Source organism: Fundicoccus sp. Sow4_F4 (genome assembly GCF_052116145.1).
GTDB lineage: Bacteria > Bacillota > Bacilli > Lactobacillales > Aerococcaceae > Fundicoccus.
Genome location: NZ_JBQKLQ010000002.1, coordinates 78592 through 101989, shown reverse-complemented (window position 1 = coordinate 101989; position 23398 = coordinate 78592). Strand labels below are relative to the sequence as shown.

Here is a 23398-nt window from a genome sequence, read left to right as displayed (position 1 = left end):
GAGGTGCACAAAAGAATGACTAAAAAAGTAACAGTACTAGAAGTTGCCTTACGTGATGGTTCCCATGCGGTGCGCCACCAATATACGCTCGATCAAGTAACATCGATTGTTAAAGGCCTAAATGATGCCAAAGTGCCTTACATTGAAGTCTCACATGGTGACGGTATCGGCGGATCATCTGTTCAATACGGTTTTTCACATACTTACGATATTGACTTAATTAAAGCGGCTAAAGAAGTTGCCGATTATTCCAAAATATCTGTACTCTTATTACCAGGTATTGGAACGGTTGAAGATTTGAAATTGGCGCGCGCAGCCGGTGCCGATATGGTCCGCGTTGCCACTCACTCAACGGAGGCAGATGTTTCAGCTCAACATATTAAGTACGCTAAAGAAGTACTTGGTATGGAAGTGGTTGGTTTTCTAATGATGGCTCATATGACAACGCCAGAGCGTTTAGTTGAAGAAGCCTTAAAAATGCAAAGTTATGGCGCGGACATTATTTATGTCACAGACTCAGCCGGTGCGATGTTACCTGGCGGTGTAACAGAACGTGTGACAGCTTTAGTTGCTGCACTAGATGTACCCGTTGGCTTCCATGCGCATAACAACTTGGGATTAGCGATCGGTAATACGTTAGCAGCGATTGATGCTGGTGCAAGTTTTGTCGATGGCAGTGTCAGAGCTTTAGGTGCAGGTGCAGGTAACACACAAACAGAAGTTTTAGTGGCGGCTTTAGATAAAGCTGGTATCGAAACAGGCGTAGATGTTTACGGCATTATGGATGTGGCAGAAGATTTAGTGGCACCTATTATGGAATCACCACAAATCGTTGACCGTGACAATATTGTCTTAGGTTATGCCGGCGTCTACTCAAGCTTTAGATTGTTCGCTCAAAGAGCAGGTAAGAAATACGATTTAGAGCCACGCGATATTCTGACTGAATTAGGCCGCATTGGTGTGGTCGGTGGCCAAGAAGATATGGTGGTGGATGTGGCAGCCAGAATGGCTGACGAACGCGACCAAGTTTAAAAGCTTGCCGTTCACCAAAAAGCTCGGTCATTAAAATGATTTGAGCATAGACAAGGCACGTCCTGTTGAAGAGGCAAGTTGCGTAAACTGGACGCGTCCTGTCAATTAGGATAGTTCCATAAACTAGGACTCGTCCCATAACCGGGACGCGACCCACCAAACCAGACGAGTCCACTCATCACAACGCCCATCAACAGGCGTCCGTCACACACCTCAAAATTTAATAGTCTAGAAATCGTCCCCGGGCGATTTCACTAAACTTAAGAATGAAAGCGGTCTTATCACCGCATTTAAACGAATGACTCACCGTATTTAAACGAATTTCCAGTTTAAAGGAGTTGATCAACGCTTCAAGCAAGGGTGTCAGTTGCTCAAGGTCTGTAATATCCTATTTTGTGAAAAAGGTTGCCCCCAATCAACCTGTAAAAAAATAAAAACTTATTTAAGAGGAGAAATTTAAAATGACAGAAACTTACGTAGAAAAATTCCGTGATGTCCATCAATTAGCCCATGCTGAGTTATACACACCGGTGATCGATAAGTCGGTAGAATTCTTTACTGAAATCTTAGGGATGACAGTGGTTCATGAGGAAAATGGTTCAGTTTACTTGCGTGCATACGAAGATACTTACAAATACTCTTTAATTTTAACACCTCACCATGAAGCAGGTATGAAACATACAGCTTTTCGTACATATTCACCACAAGCGTTAGAGCGTCGTGTTGAAGCTTTAGAAGCTGCTGGTGTAAAAGGTGAATGGATTGAAGAGAGCTATGGTCACGGCCGTGCTTACCAATTCGACGATTTAGATGGTCACCGTTTAGAATTATTCTGGGAAGTTGAGCGTTATGAAGCGCCTGAACATTTATCTTCTCAATTACGTAACCGTGCACAACGTCGTCCATTAAGAGGGGTACCAGTACGTCGTATTGACCACGTAAACTTCTTAACAAACGAAGCAAACGTTCCGAAGAACGCACAATTCTATGTAGACAAATTAGGCTTTAACATCCGTGAAGGCGTTAAGAAACCTGATGGCGACTTCTTTGCAACTTGGTTATCAGTTTCGCCATTAGTTCACGAAGTGGCATTGATGGGTGACGCGTTAAACGGTAGCGGTCGTTTCCACCACTTGGCATTCTGGTATGGTATGCCTCAACACTTAGATGACTTATCAGATGTATGTAAAGAGTACGGTATTCCAATTGAAGCTGGTCCGTTAAAACACGGTGTTTCTCAAGCTTTATGTATGTATGTGATTGAGCCAGGCGGAAACCGTATCGAGTTATTCGGTGACTCAGGTTACTTAATCTTGGATCCAGACAAACCAACGGTTGAATGGCCTGCAGAAGATACTGAATTAGCGATCATTTGGTACGGTGGTCGTTTACCTGAAACTTATTTCCGTCACGGAACGCCAGCGATCAAAGATGAAACAGATGACTTGAACGTTTACTTCGAGCCAGTATCAAACAAGATTTCTCAAGCCAAAGATGCTGAGCAAAAAGAGATGGTTGAGCGTATGACGCAAAGCTAATTTGAACACCCTGTACATATAAATGATTTGCTCTATTAAGCATCATTTAATGTGATGGCCCGAGTCTGAGCATTTGCTTGGACTTTTGGCCATTAAACCAACATATTAACACATCACTATAACAAAATAGGACAAATAATAAGACGGTGTTCCGCTAGACGGGAATCTCACTGAAACATTATAAGATGTCCCGTATAATGAATATATCAAGCCTTAAGGAGGAATTTTAATCATGAGTAGACCAGAAATTGGTAAAAGTGTTAAAACAGGTAAATTTACAACGAACTATCTAGAAGTTGGTGAAAACGTAGGTGGCGTTCCATTACTTTTCATTCACGGTTCAGGCCCAGGTGTTTCAGCTTACGCTAACTGGCGTTTAGTGTTGCCACTTGTTGAAGAAACAAACCATGCCTATGCCATGGACATGATTGGTTTCGGTTATTCTGACAAACCAACGGGTGACGAAGTGGATTACGGTATCGACTTATGGACACAACAAATCGTTGACTTCATCGATGCCATCGGTGCAGACAAAGTAAACTTAGTAGGGAACTCTTTCGGTGGATCATTAGCCTTCTCAGTGGCTTTGAAATACCCAGAAAAAGTTAACAAAATTATCACAATGGGTGCAATGGGTACCCAAGGCGATATCCCTTACGGTCTAAATGAAGTTTGGGGCTACCAAGGAACGAAAGAACATATGGGCGAGTTAATCGACTTGTTTACATTCGACAAGACATTTGCTTCGGAAGAATTAACACAAGTTCGTTACGAAGCTTCAATGGAACCAGGATTCCACGAAGCCTTCAGTTCAATGTTTCCACACCCTCGTCAAGCATCTGTGGATGATCTATCATTCCCAGACGAAGACTTCAAGACGATTCAACATAAGACCTTATTAGTTCACGGACGTGAAGATAAAGTCGTTCCCGTTGAAAACTCGTTACGTTTAATCCACTTAATTCCTAACGCAGAGTTACATATCTTTGGCGGCTGTGGACACTGGACTCAAATCGAGAAGTCACAAGAATTTGCTGACCTAGTAAACAACTTCGCAGGTCGCGAGTAATTTAAAAGATTATACGAGCAATAGTGGACCATCCTTCGGGATGGTCTTTTTGTTTTATCGTGGGGTGTTGGTAGATGAAGTTGTTTAGATGAAGTTGGATGGTAATGGGTGCTTGTTAGGGGGAGTTTGGTTAGAAGGTGTAAAAAGATGGGGTCACTGTAGAAGCCGGCCCGGGCAATGCGAGAGGCACGCCTTCATCTCTTTCATAGTCAGCCGTCTTACTTGGCTACTGAATTCCTAGGTCGCTGTGCTTTCAGGACCTCATGTGGGCCAAGTGGCCTGATACTCGTATTGCCCAAGCCGGCTTCTACAGTGACCTGCTACTATACGCCACTTAAAGAATGATGTTAGGATGGACGGTGCTAGTGGATGATTAAAATTGACGGTGTAATCTGTGTGTTGTTAGCTAGGCAGCTGCTTTAATCGATAGGTATGGATGATGGCAATAAGGGATACTAACTATATAGTAGGGATGGAAATTAGCGGCAGTGAAAGTAGGATAAATGTCAGCGTGCAGAAAAGCGCTGCTTGTATAAAGCGATATAAACCTCCGTCCGATTCGGCCGGACGATTATATAAGAGCCGGTGGTTTTGTAAAATCGGCATGTCACTAAATGGAAGGCTGTCTTAGCGCTTTAATCAGTGAAAGAGTCACTCTATCTTATAATAGAAAGAACATCTAATTGTGGCGCTCGGATTTCCAGTGGTCATGTTAAAACTCTCATTGGGCGATTCAACTCCTCAGTAGTCACCTTAAAAGCTAACCATCCTAGACAACTTCTGACTGAGACAATCATTACCACCATCCTCTCTACTGAAAATTTACTTATCCATCACAAAGAAAGCACCTTCAAAGTTTTAGTTGACACCCGTCATCTGCTTGGAAATAAAAAAACAAGTCCGTTTAAAAGAAATATTTTGTAAAAAAAATCATCGAAAACGCTATTAAAATAAACACTATAAAGTAAACTAATGAAAATTCGTGAAGACCGGCAACTGATTTTTTTAGTGGCTTGCTGCCAACGATTCAACTGAATTGCCCAAAAAATCTTAAAAAAGCGGTTAATGTTCGTCTTTCTGCCTAAGTAAGAAGCCAGGCTTAATCTCAATACGTCGATAATAGTCTCGAGTCCACTTGAAGTCTATAAGCTTGACTAATGCCATTATTAACATTCATTAAGTAGAAAAGTTTTTAGAATACTACTACAATGTACTTGTAAGCGTTTATCAAAGAAGTTTTTTGAGACTGTTTTAGTCAGAAGTGACTCCTTAATGACATGCTAATGATTCGTATCCACTAAAAGGCAACTCAAGTTGTCAGGGGGGATTCACTAGACTTTATTAAGGAAGCATGCAACCGATTGAAACTCATACATGATCTTTTGATCAACCCAAGTAAGACCCGTCGCACCGTTACTTTAGTTTTAGCATGAGACCGTGTCACCCGTGCCCCTAATCACGAGGTGAGACAGTAACCAGTGCTAAGAAGCAGTTTTTAGAGCGCCAGTTAGACTAACTTGCGTTTCATCTAGTTACACCACAAAAAATATATCAACATATAAGCTAAAGGAGCTAGAAAACATGTCAACGAAATCAGAATTAGTTCAAGAATTATACCCAGAAGATTTATTCCACTATGCAGAGTTATTATCTGAAGGTGAAGTAGAAGTATTAGCGGCAGCTCGTAAAGTAATCGAAGCTGAAATTAAACCAGTTATCAATGAGCACTGGGAAAAAGCAGACTTCCCATTTGAAGCATTCTACAAATTAGCTGATGTAGGCATCATGAACAACCCTAAATTATACGTTGGTCGTGAAGGCGAACGCAAACCAAGCGAAATTTATACAGCTTTCCTATACTTAGAATTAGCCCGTGCTGATGCGTCAATCGCAACCTTCTTCACAGTACATGGTGGTTTAGGATACAACACAATCTTACTAGGTGGAAACGAACGTCAAATCGAAGAGTTTGCTCCAAAAGTAGCTAACTTCGAATGGCAAACATGTTTCGGATTAACTGAACCTGATTCAGGATCTGATATCGCTGGTGGATTATCAACAACTGCAGAACGTAAAGGCGACACATGGGTATTAAACGGAGCGAAACGTTGGATCGGTGGAGCTGATACAGCTGACATTATCCCAATCTTTGCACGTGACGTTGAAGATAACCGCATCAAATGTTTCATGGTCCGTAAAGGAGCAGCAGGTTATCACGCTGAGCCAATCAAGCATAAAGCATCATTACGTGCGATCCGTAACGGCCATATCACTTTAGAAAACGTTGAAGTACCAGAAGCAGACCGCTTAGCAAACATCAACGGCTTTAAAGATGTAGCAAGAATCTTAGTATACACTCGTACAGACGTCGCACATATCGCTATGGGTATTACAAACGGTGCATTCATTGCAGCTTTAAACTACACGAAAGAGCGTACACAATTCGGACGCCCAATCGCCCAATTCCAAATCGTTCAAGAAAAATTAGCACGCATGCAAGCGAATGCCATTTCAACATTAGGCTACTCAGTACGCGTTGCTCAATTACAAGAAGAAGGCCGCGAATTAATGCTAAACTCTTCATTAGCTAAAATGCAAAACTCACTAATGATGCGTGAAACAGTCGCATTAGCACGTGAAGTAGTCGGAGGAAACGGAATTACACTGGAAACAGACGTAGCCCGCTTCTTCGCAGATGCTGAAGCAATCTACACATACGAAGGAACACACGAAGTTAACGCCCTAATCATCGGCCGCGAAATCACTGGCTTAGGCGCATTCGTATAAAATAATCGAACGTTAAACAATTTGCCGCAGACCTAACCGTCTGCGGTTTTTTTTGACAAGACTGTTAATCTTAAGGAAATAGACATCCTAATAACCTCCACAAAAACACCCCAAACAACCCAACCTCAAAAATATCACCTCATTGACACCATACAGTAAGCAAGACGAGAATAACAACATCCCCCAGTTTCCAACCTTCTAACATTAAAAGCCTGAAAAACATGACAATTCACTATTCCAACTGACTATACAGCAAAGATGTAGTATAATTACTCTGTATAAGGACTACTTAACGCAGGAGATAGATAATTTTATATAGGAATTGAAAGGAGCAATACTTCCATGTCAATGGATATCACCCAAATGAACTATTTGATCAATATTGTGGAATGCGGTTGTAACTTATCGCTGGCAGCCAAGAAAATCCACATCAGCCAATCAGCGCTGAGTCAATTTGTATCAAATTTTGAGAATAGCGAGGAAGTTTTGTTATTCAACCGTAAGAATGGTCGATTAGAGGGCCTAACGGAAAGTGGCGAAAGAATTTTTCGTTTCGCACAAGAGATTGTTAATAAGGCGCAAGAGATGGAAGAAATTATCCAAAGAGAGTCATCACGTCAAAAGGGGACCATCCGTATCGGTTTACCATCATTGATTCTGCGTGTGTATTTCTCAAACTTTTTCCCAAACTTTTCAATCGAGAACCCGGATATCTCACTTGAAGTAACAGAAGCCGGCAGTCAGGTATTAAGAACGCTCTTATTAAATGACGACATTGATTACGCGATTATTATCGAGCCAACCAACTTAGACTTGAAATCCTTTGAACAACATGTCATCCAATTAGATGAAATGGCCGCTTTTATGGATATCAATCACCCGCTAGCCAGTAAAGAACAACTCGAATGGAAAGATTTAGATGGCTATCAATTAGCTACCTTTAGTAAAACGTTTACTACCCATCAGATTATTTCGGAAAAAATTCAGAAAACGAAAACTAAATCCGACATTGTTTACACGTCGGATTCTTGGGACTACTTAATTGAATCGACTCGTGGCAACGAAGTTGTCACTATTTTGCCTAAACCAGTGGATCAATATATCGATCGCAATGAATTCAAAGTCCTACAATTTCGTGACTTTGTACCCTTTAACTTTACACTTGTGCGTCCACACAATAAGAAATATGGTTCCATGGAAACAGAAGTCTACGAAAGAATTCTGAGATACTTCTACGAACCGGTTCAATAAAAGAAACAGAGCTGACTCTCAAGGGTCAGCTTTTTTATAACATAACAACCGTTGTAAGCGCTATAAATAAGCTGGAAGTCAATCCTTTTATACAACGAAACTCTATTAACTTAACTTATAGAGGTGTTAATTAACAGCTATTTCTATTTCACCCCGATGTCCATTAAAATAAGGACTGTAAACGCTTCGCATAAAATTGAAAATTCGAATTGGAGGAAATTATTGTGACAGAAGTTGTCATCGTAGCAGCACGTCGTTCACCACTAGGTTCTTTTGGAGGATCACTTAAAGGTATTTCAGCAGTTGATTTAGGTGCAACTGTATTGAGAGAGACATTGAAGGATATTAACTTAGACCCTAAAGAAGTAAACGAAGTAATCTTGGGTAACGTTCTAAGCGCAGGCTTAGGTCAAAACGTTGCAAGACAAGTAAGTATCAATGCAGGTCTTCCACAAGAAGTCCCAGCATTAACAATCAATAAAGTATGTGGTTCAGGACTGAAAACAATTATGTTAGGTGCACAATCAATTATGACTGGCGACAACGAAGTCGTAGTCGTTGGTGGAACTGAAAACATGAGCCGTTCAGGTTTCGTATCGAACGACGCACGTTGGGGCGCTCGTATGGGTAACTCAGAAATGGTTGATACAATGCTTAAAGATGGTTTAACAGATGCATTCTCAGGAATCCACATGGGAATTACAGCTGAAAACATCGCTGAAAAATTTGGTTTCACTCGTGAACAACAAGATGAATTAGCAGCAGGCAGCCAACAAAAAGCTGAAGCAGCGGTTAAATCTGGTCGTTTCAAAGAAGAAATCGTTCCAATCGAAATTCCACAACGTCGTGGCGAGCCAGTTATCTTTGATACTGACGAATTCCCACGTTTTGGTACAACTGTCGATACATTAGGTAAATTACGTCCAGCTTTCAAAAAAGACGGTACAGTAACATCAGGTAACGCATCAGGAATCAACGATGGTGCGGCAATCTTAGTTTTAATGTCTAAAGAAAAAGCTGAAGCATTAAACATGACACCTATCGCAACAATCGCTTCTTATGCAAGTAGTGGTGTTGATCCTAAGATCATGGGTACTGGACCAATTCCTTCAACTAAAAAAGCTCTTGCTAAAGCAGGCATGACAGTTGACGACTTAGAATTAGTTGAAGCTAACGAAGCTTTCGCAGCTCAAGCTTTATCAGTGGTTCAAGAATTAGGCTTAAACATGGAAACAGTTAACGTTAACGGTGGCGCGATTGCCCTAGGACACCCAATCGGTGCATCTGGTGCGCGTGTTGCAGTCACATTATTACACGAAATGGTTAAACGCGATTCTAAAACTGGTCTAGCAACATTATGTATCGGTGGCGGACAAGGCGTATCATTAATCGTTAAACGTTAAGTTTAATTGGGTGGCATGACCATCCATTTGAAAAGCACTGGATGTCCAACCCTAACCCTCAGAAAGGAAGATTTATATGACGGCTGACTATCAAGCCCTCTTACAACAAGTACGTGATTATGCCAAAAGTGAACTTGCGGACGTTGCCCAATATTTTGACAGCACGGAAGAATTTCCACAAACACAGCTAGATAAATTTTTAGAACTTGATATCTTCCGTCTCCTTCTTAATGAGGAAGATCAGGGTGATAGTTTGCACGCTTTTATGGAAATTATTCGATTGGTTTCTAAGGAATTTGCAGCGATGGCAAGTATTCTTTTAACGCAAGGTACGTATGCGATTTGGCCATTGCATCGTTACGGAACGAAACGACAGAAAGACGCTTACTTAGAAAAACTCGTTTCAGGTGAGATACTTGGCGGTTTTGCAAAACACGAAGCACAAGACGAAGGTGACCTAAACTTAATGCAAACGACCGCGATTGAAACATCGAGTGGTTGGATCATCAATGGTGAAAAAGAAACAGTCTCGAACGCAACTCAAGCGTCCCTGATTTTTGTGGTCGCTAAAGCTCGCAAATTAAACGGCGATGAAAGCATCGGCCTTTTCCTTGTGGAAACCAATCAGCCGGGAGTCGAAATTGGCGCACCTACTGAGAAAATGGGGATTCGCGCGCTTCCAGTCGCACCTGTCGTTTTCAAAGACGTTAAAGTCGATAAAGACGCAGTCTTAGGTGGTTTATTAGCGGGTAAAGAGCAAGTCGAGAATATTTTTACAAAAATTAAATTAGCAATCGCTATGCAAGCCTTGGGAATTTCTCAAGGGGCTCTTGAAAAAGGGTTGCACTATGCGAGTTTAAACCGAAACTTCGGGAAGCGTCTGATTGACATTGAGAACACACAATTAATTTTAGCGGAAGCTAAAGCTAAGACATTCTCAAACTGTACGATGTTAGAACATGTGATTTTAAAGCATGCTGACGATCCGATTCAAGTCGCTATGGCTAAACTGGCTGCTTCAGAAACAGCGAGTGAAGTTACAGAGGCAATCATTTCTGTCACAGGTGGCTACGGCTACATGCGCAACAATGATATTGAACGGTTTGTCCGTGATGCAAAAGTGACTAGCATTTATGGTGGCTCATCAACCTCCCAGAAAAAATTAATTGCCAAACCTTGGCTTAACAACTATTAGGAGTGAATATTCGTGAGTATTAATAAAGTAATGGTTATCGGTTCAGGACAAATGGGTAGCGGAATCGCCCAAGTTCTAGCACAAGCTGGTTATACAGTCGTTTTAAACGACATCAAACAAGCTTTCGTTGAAGGCGGCTTAGGTAAAATTGTTAAGCAATTAGACCGTGCAGTAGAAAAAGGTCGTATGACTTCAGAAGACGCCCAAGCAACTAAAGCACGTATCTCAACATCTGTTGACTATGCAGATGCAAGCGACGTGGACTTAGTGATTGAAGCAGCAACTGAAAACCGTGATATCAAATTAAGCATTTTCAAACAATTAGATGACATCACACCTGCCCATGCTATCTTAGCTTCAAACACTTCATCATTATCAATTACAGAAATCGCTGCAGCGACGAACCGTCCAAACCAAGTCGTTGGTTTACACTTCTTCAACCCAGTACCTGTAATGAAATTGATTGAAATCAACGTTGGTTTAACAACTGATGAAGCGACTGTTGCAGCAATGCGCGAAGTTGGCGATAAATTAGGTAAAACTTTAGTAGAAGTTAAAGATGCCCCTGGATTTGTTGTTAACCGTATCTTAATTCCAATGATTAACGAAGCAATTATTGTGTTAAACGAAGGCATCTCAACAGCTGCTGAAATTGACGAAGCAATGAAAGCGGGAGCTAACCACCCAATGGGACCGCTAGCTTTAGCAGATTTAATCGGTTTAGACACTGTTTTAGCCATCATGAACGTATTATATGAAGGTTACAGCGATTCTAAATACCGTCCCGCTCAACTATTGAAGAAAAAAGTTGAAGCAGGTCACTTAGGCCGTAAAACAGGCCACGGTTTCTTCGAGTATTAATCACAGAAAAGGGAGACGATGATTATGACAGAATTTAATACAGTCTTACTAGAGAATAATGCAGGGATCGCGACTTTAACGATCAACCAACCAAAATCTTTAAACGCACTTAGCTCAGAAGTACTTTCAGATATTTCTGCAGCTGTTGATGCCGTCGCAGCTGACACATCAGCTCGCGTACTGGTTATCACCGGTGCTGGCGACAAAGCGTTCGTAGCGGGCGCTAACATCAAAGAAATGTTACCTTTATCTGCTGAAGAAGGCGAAGCCTTATCTAAGTTAGGTAACGATACTTTCTCAAAAATAGCCAACTTAGCCATCCCGTCAATCGCAGCAGTTAATGGCTTTGCTTTAGGTGGCGGTTCGGAATTAGCCTTATCAGCTGATATCCGTATCGGTTCAACAGCAGCTCGTTTAGGCCAACCAGAAGTTGGTTTAGGCATTATCCCAGGTTTCGGTGGTACACAACGTTTAAGCCGTATCGTAGGTATCGCTAAAGCTAAAGAACTTATCTACACAGGTAAAGTAATCAAAGCTGACGAAGCCTTAAGTATCGGTCTATTAAACCAAGTGGTTGAAGTGGAAGAATTAGCTGAAACAGTTGAGAAGCTGGCTAAAGCCATTATGAAACAAGCACCAAACTCAGTGGCAGCTTCAAAAGAAGCCATCGATAAAGGAATCGAAATGCCTTTAGCAGATGCGTTAACTTTAGAGGCCAAATACTTCGGTGAGCAATTCGCACACGAGAACCAAACAATTGGGATGACTGCTTTCGTAGAAAAAGGTAAACCAGAATTTAAATAAGAATCACACAGGCTGTGACATCCGGACAAATCCCTTGTCACAGCTATTTTTATGTCTTGTTTTAACTTCACTAACTATTTAATCCTATTTTGATAGGGTTGAAAAGATCTTGTGAAATATGCGTTATTTGAGCGTTTATCAAGGCACTTAAATGAAAGTGCTTACTAACTTATTGAGGTGAATATAAATGGAATTATTAGGATCAATCGGCGTTCTAGTCGGAATTTTCATGATCATCTTCCTTGCAGTTAAGGAAATGAACATTATTTTAGCAGCACCTTTGGCGACATTATTCGTCATCGCCTTCAACCAAATGGACCCCATTACAACTTTATTGGGCACTGAAAAATTACAATTTATGGGCGCATTAGGTAACTACGTGATGAGTTACTTCGCCGTCTTCTTACTCGGTTCAATTTTAGCTGAGTTAATGAAAGCCAGTGGAGCAACAGTTTCCATCGCGGACTACATCTTATCCAAAGTAGGCCATGATAATCCTTACCGTGTAATGGTCGCTATCTTTGCGATTGCTTCGATTCTAACTTACGGCGGAATCAGTTTATTCGTTGCCATGTTCGCGATTATTCCATTAGCGCGTGACCTATTTAAGAAATTAGATATTTCATGGAGCTTAATCCAAACACCTGTTTGGTTAGGAATCGCAACAATTACAATGACAATGTTACCAGGAACACCGGCTATTCAAAACGTTATTCCAATTCAATACTTAGGCACCTCTTTAACAGCAGCCGCTATTCCATCTATCTTGGGTGCGATCGCAACGACAATTTGGGGTCTATGGTATATGAAGTTCATCTTAAACCGTTCAATCGCCAAAGGTGAAACGTATGCAACGCATACAAATGAAGAAGAAGTCGTTGTATTAGACCGTGAGTTACCTTCATTTGCGGCTTCAATCACTCCTTTAGCAGTGTTAGTAACGATTGCCATTTTAGGTTCAGTGTTCGGTAACGCCTTCTGGAAAACAAACGTTATCTATTTCGCATTAATCGTAGGTATTCTATTAGCGATTGTTTTATTCCGTAACTTCGTTCCGAAAACAATGCAATCATTAAGCCTTGGTGCTCAAGGATCGATCGGACCACTATTCTCGACTGCTTCAGCGGTAGCGTTTGGTGCAGTTGTAATGGCAGCTCCAGGCTTCGTCTTATTCTCTGAATTATTATTAGGCATCCCTGGTGGACCAGAAGTACAATTAACAGTATTAACGGCAGCAATGTCAGGGATCACTGGGTCAACGTCAGGTGCTTTAGGAATCGTATTACCTACTTATGGTCAATACTTCGTAGACGCTGGGATGCATCCAGAAATGGTTCACCGGATTGCTTCAGTTGCCGCCAACATCTTAACAGACGTTCCTCACGGTGGTGCGGTTATTACGTTCTTAACTTTAACTAAATTAAACTACAAGAATGGTTTCAAAGACCTATTCACAGTGGTTACAATTGGTGCCATCATTTCAGTTATCGTGATCATCGCTTCAGGCGCTATCCTTTACTAAACAGTAGCACCCAACTAAACACCAAACGGACGGGGCGCATGCTCCGTCTGTTTTGGAATAAACGGCTGGGAGGACGGTGGGACAGTGAGATGGCGGTAGGTGGTAGGGTAATTAGTAGGTTTGGTGGTTTGGAGAGGGCTGGGAGGGTGTGTGAAGGCGGCGCAATGAGTTGAAGTGTAGTGGCTTGAAGTAAAGTGGATTGAAGGGGCGCGTAGAGGATGGGCCAATAGGTCTGTTGGTTCCTGGCTATAGGATATAATGGAGTCGCGGGCAGTGGCTTAGCTTTTTCGCTAGCCTGTAACCCTTGGCTAGATGCAAGCTACGCGTTTCATGTATTAAAGAGACAGGCGGAGTAGCGAGTTGTAACTCGCCACGATTTTAGGTCTTGTGGGTCTAATTTAATCGTCGTGAACTGCAGGGAACGACACCGCTAGGGTGTGTGGAAATCTATTATATAAGGAAGCTGTGCAAGTAAAGTCAGTATGCTTGTGCGTAAAAGTAAATTTGTAGGAGTTTAGTACGTGGCGAAGTGAGCGATGATGTGTAAGACCCTCTAACATTCGTCGGTCCCGGTGCCGTGATGTGACCGATGAAAGTCCAGAATAGACCGCTCACTTTTACGGGCTAGTTTGGCTAGTCGGTGGTTCATGACAATCGACAGGCGTAAGTGTCTTAATAATAGCTTGTCACGAAGGTTCGACTCGTTCAGTTGAATATTGAGCCGCTACTCACACCGGTTCATCTGGTGAAGACAGGCGCCTTAGCCACTCCTCACACCGACTCAGCTGTAAAAATAATAAACAGGCCAACATTATACCCACCAGAAAAACTTAAGTCATCATGTTACAATATAACCAGCAGAGTCGAAGGGTACAAGCTAAACTCTCAAATGAATCAGTACTATTTTGATCAAAAACTTAAAACTGAAAGGGGCAACTAATTTGCTACAATACATATTTCACGAGATGACACTTACTTGGTTGGAAGGGATGCGTTATAAGTTACAAGACGGAGGGACGTTATTTGGTCCAGTACCTAAGGCTGTTTGGCAACGATTTTTCCCGGTTAACGAACACAACCAAATTCCAGAAATCTTGGCGCCAATCTTGATTCAATATCAAGGTAAAAATTATTTGATTGATACCGGCTTAGGTACAGACAAATTAGATGACAAACAAAAGCGTAATCTAGGCGTTCATAGTGATAACAAAATAGAGGAATCACTCGCCCAACTTGGTTTAAAACTAACCGATATCCATGTCGTCTTGATGACCCATATGCATAATGATCATGCCGGTGGTTTAACCCGTTACAACGAAGCAGGCGACTTAGTTTCGACCTTCCCTAATGCGACCATCTACATGACCGGAACCGAGTGGCAAGAAGTTCGCCATCCTAATGACCGTACGAAAGGCACTTACTTGAAAGAAAACTGGCAAGCGGTGCAAGACCAAGTAACGACTTTTGGTGATAAGTTGCAAGTCGCACCTGGCATTACCATGATTCATACAGGTGGCCATTCAAACGGCTTAGCAATAATCAAGCTGGACCAAGCAGGCGAAACCATGATTCACATGTCTGACTTGATGTTGACGCATGCGCACAAGAATCCTTTATGGGTAGGTGCTGTCGATGATTATCCAATGGACTCTGTAGCGGCCAAGCAAGCCTTCTTACCGGAAGCTTTCAAGAACAATTGGAAGTTTTTCTTCTACCATGATCCTTACTATGCGGTGTTACAATACGATGAATCAGGTCAAAATATTGTGTATCACTTAGATCATGAAGTGGAGCCATTGACAACGTGGAGTGACTTGCAAGACAAGCGCATTCCTTTTGTAGACTAGAACGCCACTAATAAAAAATAAATAAAAAAAACAACATACTGAAGCCACTTGCTCATCACATGTGGCTTCAGTATGTGAATGTGTGAATGTAAGTGCCAGCATTCGATAAACACTTTAATTAAGGCTATAACTTTTACTTATCAATGAGTACATTATTGAGCAAACTATCAAGACACCTTGACGCAGCACTTAAAATTTGCAAGATGGCTTAATGTCATATTTTGTGAAGTGAAGTAAAATTAATCCGCTTTCGAGGCTAGACAAATAACCCTCATCAAGTTAAACTAATAGCAAGGATTGTGAAAAAATGCTATAATCTACTTGAAATGATTAAAAAATTTGTTAGTCTAGTTAACTTGTGAAAGAAGGAATAAATCATGCATAAAGATATACCCAGAGCGACAGCGAAACGTCTGCCGATTTATCACCGCTATTTAAGATTTCTGCACAATGCAGGAAAAAAAAGAATCTCATCAACTGAATTAAGTGATGCTGTTAAAGTCGATAGCGCGACAATCCGTCGTGACTTCTCATACTTTGGGGCGCTAGGAAAACGTGGCTACGGCTACGATGTGGATTACCTATTGGACTTTTTCAGCAAAACGCTGAACCAGGACCGTTTAACGTCGGTTGCCTTGGTTGGGGTCGGGCATTTAGGAAATGCGCTACTGAATTACAACTTCCGTAAAAACAACAACGTGCGTATCGGCGCAGGTTTTGATATTAACCCGGATATCGTGGGAACGATTCGCTCAGGCGTGCCAGTTTACCACATGGACGAATTGGAGGAGCAAATCCAACAACAAGCGATTGAAATTGTCATCTTGACCGTGCCACAAGCATCGGCTAACGACATCGTCGACCGTCTGATCGACTCAGGCATCAAAGGGATTCTAAACTTTACGCCACTGCGCTACGACGTACCCAAACACGTCCGCGTCCAAAACGTCGACTTAACGAATGAATTACAAACATTAATCTACTTCATCGACAGCAACTTGGACGAAAGCGACGACCTAGAGTCAGAATTTACTTAATTAGGGAAAATAAGCATAGTAGTAAGATAATGAAACAGGCCCCTCGGTAAAACGAGCGGCCTGTTTTTGTGTGGATTGAAAAGGGTTGGGTCATTGGGGCGGGAGTTACATTAGTGACAATAGGGGGCTAAGCGACCGACGAACTCTCGCACCTTTTGGGTGAGTGGGAGTGGAAAATAAGGAACAGGTTTGGGTGCTGACATGTCAAGACCTTTGAAGAATAGTTACCGCGCAGTCGGCACTAGCCACCTGTTATCCTGCCGACTCTATTGTAAGGTCGGCACTAGCCACGCGTAATCCTGCCGACTCTTATGTAAGGTCGGCACTAGCCACCTGTTATCCTGCCGACTCTTTTGTAAGGTCGGCACTATCCACGCGTAATCCTGCCGACTCTATTATAAGGTCGGCACTAGCCACCTGTTATCCTGCCGACTCTATTGTAAGGTCGGCACTAGACACGCGTAATCCTGCCGACTCTATTGTAAGGTCGGCACTATCCACGCGTAATCCTGCCGACTCTATTGTAAGGTCGGCACTATCCACGCGTAATCCTGCCGACTCTTATGTAAGGTCGGCACTAGCCACCTGTTATCCTGCCGACTCTTTTGTAAGGTCGGCACTATCCACGCGTAATCCTGCCGACTCTATTGTAAGGTCGGCACTATCCACGCGTAATCCTGCCGACTCTATTGTAAGGTCGGCACTATCCACGCGTAATCCTGCCGACTCTATTGTAAGGTCGGCACTAGCCACCTGTAATCCTGCCGACTCTATTGTAAGGTCGGCACTATCCACGCGTAATCCTGCCGAGTCTATTGTAAGGTCGGCACTATCCACGCGTAATCCTGCCGGCTCTATTGTAAGGTCGGCACTATCCACGCGTAATCCTGCCGAGTCTTTTGTAAGGTCGGCACTAGCCACCTGTAATCCTGCCGAGTCTATTGTAAGGTCGGCACTAGCCACCTGTTATCCTGCCGACTCTATTGTAAGGTCGGCACTAGCCACCTGTAATCCTGCCGAGTCTATTGTAAGGTCGGCACTATCCACGCGTAATCCTGCCGACTCTTTTGTAAGGTCGGCACTAGACACCTGTTATCCTGCCGACTCTTATGTAAGGTCGGCACAGAATTCACTATAAATAACATTATAAAGAAATAAGAAATTTTATGTTAGGAAATGGAAAAACATAGAAAATTAGAATTCCCAAAGTTTACTTTATGTATCTATTAATACTGGATGACATCTGATACAACGAGATTTACTACGCACTCATTTTTTATACAATTTCTTGTATCTTATTGTGTAAACTAGTGACTAATTCAGGTGTTTTTAAAAGGGTTATTTCTAGTAATTCAACCACCGGCTCATTAGTTTCTGAAACAGGGAAAATTGTAATGATATCACCATCAAAATCATTATCTAAAGATTTAGCAATTTCTGATGTTAACTCTATTCCACCAACATTCAACATTCACGATAGATCCCACTCGCTCAAATTGTACATCTTTCAATGAAAGACCTTGGTATTAAAAATTTCTAATGATACCCTTCTGATACAGTGAATTCTTTGTAAAGTGTCTATGTTTACTGACATTCACACTATCGTTAAATTTATATAAGCAATGATCCTCTATTGGATTAAAGTTAAAAGTTTGAATTAGTTGTAACAATAAGAAAATATCTGGATATTCTGTTTGCAAACTTGGGAAAGAATCTTTCATAAACTTATTGAAAGACTGTTCTTTTTTATGAGAAGTAGAGTTTACTTTTCTTTGAGCTTGTTTGATAGAACTTTCAGATTTATTTTTATTGATCATTTTAAGATACGTATAAATCATGAGCAATGTAATCTAGAGCCGATTCAATATCGGAAGAAACATACCGTATTGACTTACTTATTTCTAAATGGAGAAGTTGATTATTGGGTAAATGCTTCTCTATGGTAAGGATTTCGTCTACCTGTTCTTTGGCACTCTCTAATAGTAAAAAATAAGCTGCTATCATAATTTTATACCAGCTCTTTTATAAGGAGTATATCAAGGATAGTCGAATGCGCTAGTTAATAAAAATATTGTCACTTCTAAAATATACCCACCTAAATCACTAGGCGCCTGTTGTTTCATCTATAATTCATAAGCAATTTACTATATATCCGCCACACAAGCCTTGTACTCAAAAATGATAATTTATATAATGGATAGAAACACTCACACTAACAGACAAAACCAGTCTGTCAAAATTCCCACACATAACCCAAGAAAGGAGCATTCTGACATGATGCGCGCCTACATGTTACCAATCCTAACCGCCGTTTTCCTATTCCCAGTCCTAGCCGCACTGGCCGTTCTACCCTATGCAATCCATCAATACCGCAAGTTCGGCTCAATCTCTAAATTTAAAACATTCATAGTTTTTAGCTTTGGTTTTTATTTACTCTGCGCTTACTTTTTAGTCATTCTACCACTTCCTAGCATTGAAGAAGTCGCCCAAATGACTAGCCCGCGCACCTTGCTAGAACCACTGAGAGTCGTCCGCCAATTCAGACAATACTCAGTCCTAAACCTCACAGACCCAACAAGCTACATTCCAGCACTTAAACAACAAGTATTCCTACAACCCTTTTTCAACATTATGTTGACACTACCATTCGGCGTTTACTTACGTTATTTAACCAAAATCAACGCCAAACAGGCCCTCTTAGCGGGCTTGGCACTATCGCTCTTTTTCGAACTAACGCAATTATCCGGCCTGTATTTTATTTACCCAAGACCCTACCGACTCTTTGAAGTCGATGATCTGATTACCAACACTCTAGGGGCCGGCCTCGGTTATGCGGTAGAACCCCTGTTGTCGTTCGTCATACCGTCCGTCACCCAACTCAACCAAAGTGCCAGGACTACAAGCCAACACGTCAGTTTCACCCGCCGCCTAGCAGCTTACGCCCTTGACTGGCTAATACTAGCAACGACCGTCCAATTCCTTAGCATCGGCTGGCCAGCACTTACGCTCGCTAACTATACACATTATTTAATCGTTTCAACCAGCTATTTCGTCTTAATCCCAATCATTTGGCAAGGCTCGACGCCAGGCAAAGCCCTCGTCAAAATCCGCATCATCCACCAAGAAAGCGGCAGAGCGACAATCCCATCCCTGGCTATCCGTCAACTTTTACTCAACGCACTACTACTGGCCAACCCACTATTCTACATCCCCGCCACACTCGTCGCCACCCAAAGTCAAACAGGCACCGACATAATCCTACCACTCGGCGGCCTCCTGGTCACCAGCACCGCCCAACTCCTCTTCCTCCTCGACATCGGCTTTACCCTCATCGGCAAAAGCCACCAACTCTTCTACGAACGCCTCACCCATTTAAAACAAACAACCTACTAAAGTCAGGGAAAATAAGCAAATCATGGCCCCACGGGGCCTCTTTGTGCGTCAATAACAGTTAACCATTGTCTCCTAGAATGCTCACCAGTCACAAAAGAATGACCAAGAACAGCCTAAGCGAAGACCGAACACTCCCACTTAAAAACTATTCGTCAAAAATGATGGAAACGATTACAAAACCAAGCGGTTTAGCTTATAATAGAAGATGAATAAACAAATAAGGAGAGGTGGATTTTATGACCAGTGTACTGTTCAATGAGACAGTGTTACGGGATGCGCATCAAAGTTTGATGGCCACTCGCATGTCAACGGCCGATATGCTCCCCATTGTGGAGACAATGGATCAAGCAGGCTATTATGCCCTTGAATGTTGGGGTGGGGCGACTTATGATGCTGCCATACGTTTCTTAGATGAGGATCCCTGGGAAAGGCTGCGTGAAATACGTCAACGCACGCCTAATACCCAATTGATGATGTTACTAAGAGGGCAAAACCTCATTGGCTACCGACATTATGCGGATGATATTGTTGATAAGTTTGTCGAAAAAGCCGTTGAAAACGGCATTGATATCTTCCGGATATTTGATGCCTTGAATGACCCTCGTAATTTGGAGGCCTCGCTCAAAGCTGTCCACAAATACCAAGCTCATGCCCAACTGGCGATTTGTTATACGATTAGTGATGTGCATACGATCGATTATTATACAGACTTGGCCAAGCAATATTTGGCGATGGGTGCTGATTCCATTTGTATTAAAGATATGGCAGGCATTCTAACACCTGCTGTTGCTCGTCAATTAATCCCTGCGATCAAGGCGGTGATTGATGTTCCCCTTAACCTACATACGCATGCGACTAGTGGCATTTCTCAGATGACTTATCTCGTGGCAGTTGAACATGGCGTCGATATCATTGATACCGCCATATCTCCCTTTGCTGAAGGCACCAGCCAACCTCCAACCGAATCAATGGCTTTAACTTTTGAAGAACTCCAGATTGACACTCATTTAAACATAGATATTTTAGAAACTATTGCAGATTACTTTAAAGGCATTCGTGATAAGTACTTAGCGGACGATACATTAGATAGTAAGATGATGTTTGTCGACCCTAAAGCGTTGATTTACCAGGTGCCAGGTGGTATGTTATCGAATTTGTATTCGCAATTGCGCCAAGCCGGTTCGCTCAACAAATATGATGCAGTCTTGAACGAAGTGCCGTCGGTGCGGGCAGATATGGGCTTTCCACCACTGGTTACTCCGCTGAGCCAAATGGTAGGAACTCAGGCTGTTTTCAATGTTTTAACGGGCGAGCGTTATAAAGTCGTACCTAATGAAATCAAGGACTATTTGAAAGGGCACTACGGAAAATCTCCCGCTCCCATCGCTCCAGCTTTTAGGCAGTCGATTATCGGCGATGCGGCTGTGATGGAAAGTCGTCCTGCTGATCATTTAGAGTCAGAATTTGACAGTCTTAAGCTTGAATTAGGCGACCTGGCGAAAACCGATGAGGATATTTTGACCTATGCCTTATTCCCACAAGTGGGCAGGCAATATTTGGAGCGCAAGTATCAAGCGGAAGCAGTCATCAAAATTCATGCGCGCTACTCGAATGCACTATAAGCCATAGGCCAAGAAGGAGGAAATTCGATGGAAACAATCAGTATTATGGACGGCTTAGCCTTAACGGTCGTCTCGATGCTCGTTGTATTTGCAGTATTAACCGCACTCTGGGGCATTACCGAATGGACAGCCAAGTTGGTGGGTAAAGATACCCCGCCAGTGGCCGCTCCCCAAAAGAATCAGACACCTGTCGCAACTCAAGCCTCGCAGTTAGTGGCCAATCCCAAACATCAATTGGTTGCTGAACTGATGGCCTTGACATTAGCTTCGCAGGATCAGCCAAATAAAAAGTTGGAAATTCATGAATCAATTCGCATTAAATAATGGGAGGATGATCAGTATGAAAAAATATGAAATTGAAATAAACAATGAGGTTTACCGCGTGACGGTCAAAGAGTTACCAGCCGATACCGACATGACGACGCCAGCACCAGCCTCAGCACAAGCAACAGAACAAGCAACCCCAGCAGCCAAGCCGACTCCGGTAACTCAGCCAGCGCAGGCCACGTCTACTTCTGGTACCGAAGTTAAGGCACCAATGTCAGGGACGATTTATAAAGTCGTCGTGTCACCCGGCCAAGCAGTGTCCAAAGGGGATGTCTTAATAATTTTAGAAGCAATGAAAATGGAGAATGAAATCGTGGCGCCACGAGACGGTGTGGTCGGCGAGATTCATGTAAGCCCGAATGAAAGTGTTCAATCTGACCAATTACTACTGACCATTTAGGAAGGTGGATTAAAATGTTTGAAGCAATCAACGAATTGATCGCCAGTACAGGCTTGTTAAGTATCACCATTCAAGAAATTATTGTCATTACCCTGTCGCTCGTCTTAATCTATCTAGCCGTTGCCAAAAACTATGAACCTTATCTACTGATTCCGATTGCCTTTGGGATGTTGTTGGCCAATCTACCTTTAGCCGGTTTAATGAACTCACCGACCGCCACAGAAAACGGCGGACTGCTTTACTATATGTATCAAGGAGTCAGTCTCGGTATTTTCCCGCCTTTGATTTTCCTCTGCTTAGGAGCAGCCACGGACTTCGGCCCACTGATTGCCAATCCTAAGACCTTATTATTAGGTGGTGCCGCCCAATTTGGAATTTTTGCTGCTTTTTTCGGTGCGCTGGCGCTTGGCATGACTCCCAATGAATCGGCCGCCGTCGGCATTATTGGCGGAGCAGATGGTCCAACCGCCATTTACCTGTCGTCCAAACTGGCGGAACATATTCTGCCAACGATTGCGATTGCGGCCTACTCTTACATGGCCCTCGTTCCAATTATTCAGCCGCCGATTATGCGCGCTCTGACGACCAAAGAGGAGCGTGAGACCGTCATGACCCAGACGCGTCCCGTTTCCAAGAAAGAAAAAATTATTTTTCCGATTGTCGTAACTCTGTTTGTCAGCCTGCTGATTCCCTCGGCCACTTCCTTAATCGGGATGTTGATGCTCGGAAACCTGATTCGCGAGAGCGGTGTCGTGCCACTTTTGGCCAATACCCTGGAAAATTCCATGATGTACATCGTGACGATTCTCCTGGGCGTATCGGTCGGTGCATCCGCGGATGCGGCCACTTTATTGAGTCTCGATACGATCAAAATAGTCATCTTAGGTCTCTTTGCATTCATGGTAGGAACTGCTAGTGGTGTGTTGATGGGCAAGCTGATGTATAAGTTAACCGGTGGAAAAATTAATCCACTGATCGGATCAGCCGGCGTGTCCGCCGTCCCAATGGCTGCTCGCGTCTCACAAGTCGAAGGCATCAAAGCCAACCCGAATAACTACCTCCTGATGCACGCCATGGGACCTAACGTAGCGGGTGTGATCGGCTCAGCGATTGCCGCTGGAATTTTGTTGAGTTTCTTTGGTTAGTGAGTAGTGAAAGCAAAACCGGAGTTTGACTCCGGTTTTTTGTTTGGTGACTGGGTTTATCATGGGTCAATTTAATTGCTACCGGCTGTGTGAATGAGCCAGGACGTTCTGCTGGTAGAAGGGGAGGCTTGGCTGATGAATGCTTGAAGGGTGTGGTGCCATTTG

At 42.7% G+C, this 23398-nt stretch carries 18 protein-coding genes; 17 read left to right on the top strand and 1 reads right to left on the bottom strand.

Annotated features, from left to right (window positions below; genetic code table 11):
- Nucleotides 1–15 precede the first annotated feature (15 nt).
- The 12 genes from dmpG (at nucleotide 16) to ACTQ5J_RS04480 (ending at nucleotide 16346) form a co-directional block, all read left to right on the top strand.
- On the top strand, nucleotides 16–1032 hold the full coding sequence (dmpG, locus tag ACTQ5J_RS04535) for a 4-hydroxy-2-oxovalerate aldolase (RefSeq protein ID WP_441750937.1): 1017 nt from the start codon (nucleotides 16–18) through the stop codon (nucleotides 1030–1032).
- Nucleotides 1033–1493: 461 nt separating this feature from the next.
- The gene (locus ACTQ5J_RS04530) at nucleotides 1494–2570 is read left to right on the top strand and encodes a VOC family protein (protein ID WP_441750935.1); all 1077 of its coding nucleotides are present in this window, start codon (nucleotides 1494–1496) and stop codon (nucleotides 2568–2570) included.
- 232 nt (nucleotides 2571–2802) lie between these two features.
- Nucleotides 2803–3639: an alpha/beta fold hydrolase gene (locus tag ACTQ5J_RS04525; protein ID WP_441750933.1), complete on the top strand. Its 837-nt coding sequence runs from the start codon at nucleotides 2803–2805 to the stop codon at nucleotides 3637–3639.
- Nucleotides 3640–5220: 1581 nt separating this feature from the next.
- Entirely contained in the window at nucleotides 5221–6426 is a 1206-nt protein-coding gene (gene fadE, locus ACTQ5J_RS04520) for an acyl-CoA dehydrogenase FadE (RefSeq protein ID WP_441750931.1), read from the top strand.
- Between the two features lie 348 nt (nucleotides 6427–6774).
- Nucleotides 6775–7677, top strand: coding sequence for a LysR family transcriptional regulator (locus ACTQ5J_RS04515; protein WP_441751318.1), 903 nt, complete (start codon nucleotides 6775–6777; stop codon nucleotides 7675–7677).
- Between the two features lie 224 nt (nucleotides 7678–7901).
- Entirely contained in the window at nucleotides 7902–9080 is a 1179-nt protein-coding gene (locus ACTQ5J_RS04510; protein WP_441750929.1) for an acetyl-CoA C-acetyltransferase, read from the top strand.
- Nucleotides 9081–9156: 76 nt separating this feature from the next.
- Entirely contained in the window at nucleotides 9157–10275 is a 1119-nt protein-coding gene (locus tag ACTQ5J_RS04505) for an acyl-CoA dehydrogenase family protein (RefSeq protein WP_441750927.1), read from the top strand.
- Nucleotides 10276–10287: 12 nt separating this feature from the next.
- A complete protein-coding gene (locus tag ACTQ5J_RS04500) occupies nucleotides 10288–11136 on the top strand; it encodes a 3-hydroxybutyryl-CoA dehydrogenase (RefSeq protein ID WP_441750925.1) in 849 nt (282 codons plus the stop codon).
- A gap of 24 nt (nucleotides 11137–11160) precedes the next feature.
- Nucleotides 11161–11940: an enoyl-CoA hydratase-related protein gene (locus ACTQ5J_RS04495; protein ID WP_441750923.1), complete on the top strand. Its 780-nt coding sequence runs from the start codon at nucleotides 11161–11163 to the stop codon at nucleotides 11938–11940.
- Nucleotides 11941–12127: 187 nt separating this feature from the next.
- Nucleotides 12128–13462 (top strand): GntP family permease, encoded by a 1335-nt coding sequence (locus tag ACTQ5J_RS04490; RefSeq protein ID WP_441750921.1) that lies wholly within the window; start codon nucleotides 12128–12130, stop codon nucleotides 13460–13462.
- 965 nt (nucleotides 13463–14427) lie between these two features.
- A complete protein-coding gene (locus ACTQ5J_RS04485; RefSeq protein ID WP_441751316.1) occupies nucleotides 14428–15309 on the top strand; it encodes an MBL fold metallo-hydrolase in 882 nt (293 codons plus the stop codon).
- Nucleotides 15310–15686: 377 nt separating this feature from the next.
- Nucleotides 15687–16346 carry a redox-sensing transcriptional repressor Rex gene (locus tag ACTQ5J_RS04480; protein ID WP_441750919.1) on the top strand — a complete coding sequence of 220 codons (660 nt, stop codon included), beginning with the start codon at nucleotides 15687–15689 and terminating at the stop codon, nucleotides 16344–16346.
- Between the two features lie 1276 nt (nucleotides 16347–17622).
- On the opposite strand, the gene ACTQ5J_RS04475 is transcribed toward ACTQ5J_RS04480, so the two are convergent.
- Nucleotides 17623–17817: a hypothetical protein gene (locus ACTQ5J_RS04475; protein ID WP_441750917.1), complete on the bottom strand. Its 195-nt coding sequence runs from the start codon at nucleotides 17815–17817 to the stop codon at nucleotides 17623–17625.
- 803 nt (nucleotides 17818–18620) lie between these two features.
- On the opposite strand from ACTQ5J_RS04475, the gene ACTQ5J_RS04470 reads away from it, so the two are divergent.
- The 5 genes from ACTQ5J_RS04470 to ACTQ5J_RS04450 all read left to right on the top strand — a co-directional run bounded on the left by ACTQ5J_RS04470 (nucleotide 18621) and on the right by ACTQ5J_RS04450 (nucleotide 23233).
- Nucleotides 18621–19739: a VanZ family protein gene (locus tag ACTQ5J_RS04470; RefSeq protein ID WP_441750915.1), complete on the top strand. Its 1119-nt coding sequence runs from the start codon at nucleotides 18621–18623 to the stop codon at nucleotides 19737–19739.
- Nucleotides 19740–19975: 236 nt separating this feature from the next.
- A complete protein-coding gene (locus ACTQ5J_RS04465; protein ID WP_441750913.1) occupies nucleotides 19976–21361 on the top strand; it encodes an oxaloacetate decarboxylase subunit alpha in 1386 nt (461 codons plus the stop codon).
- A 27-nt stretch (nucleotides 21362–21388) separates the two neighbouring features.
- Nucleotides 21389–21685: an OadG family protein gene (locus ACTQ5J_RS04460; protein ID WP_441750911.1), complete on the top strand. Its 297-nt coding sequence runs from the start codon at nucleotides 21389–21391 to the stop codon at nucleotides 21683–21685.
- Nucleotides 21686–21701: 16 nt separating this feature from the next.
- Entirely contained in the window at nucleotides 21702–22088 is a 387-nt protein-coding gene (locus tag ACTQ5J_RS04455) for a biotin/lipoyl-containing protein (RefSeq protein WP_441750909.1), read from the top strand.
- A gap of 14 nt (nucleotides 22089–22102) precedes the next feature.
- Nucleotides 22103–23233 carry a sodium ion-translocating decarboxylase subunit beta gene (locus ACTQ5J_RS04450; RefSeq protein ID WP_441750907.1) on the top strand — a complete coding sequence of 377 codons (1131 nt, stop codon included), beginning with the start codon at nucleotides 22103–22105 and terminating at the stop codon, nucleotides 23231–23233.
- The last annotated feature ends 165 nt before the right edge of the window (nucleotides 23234–23398 follow it).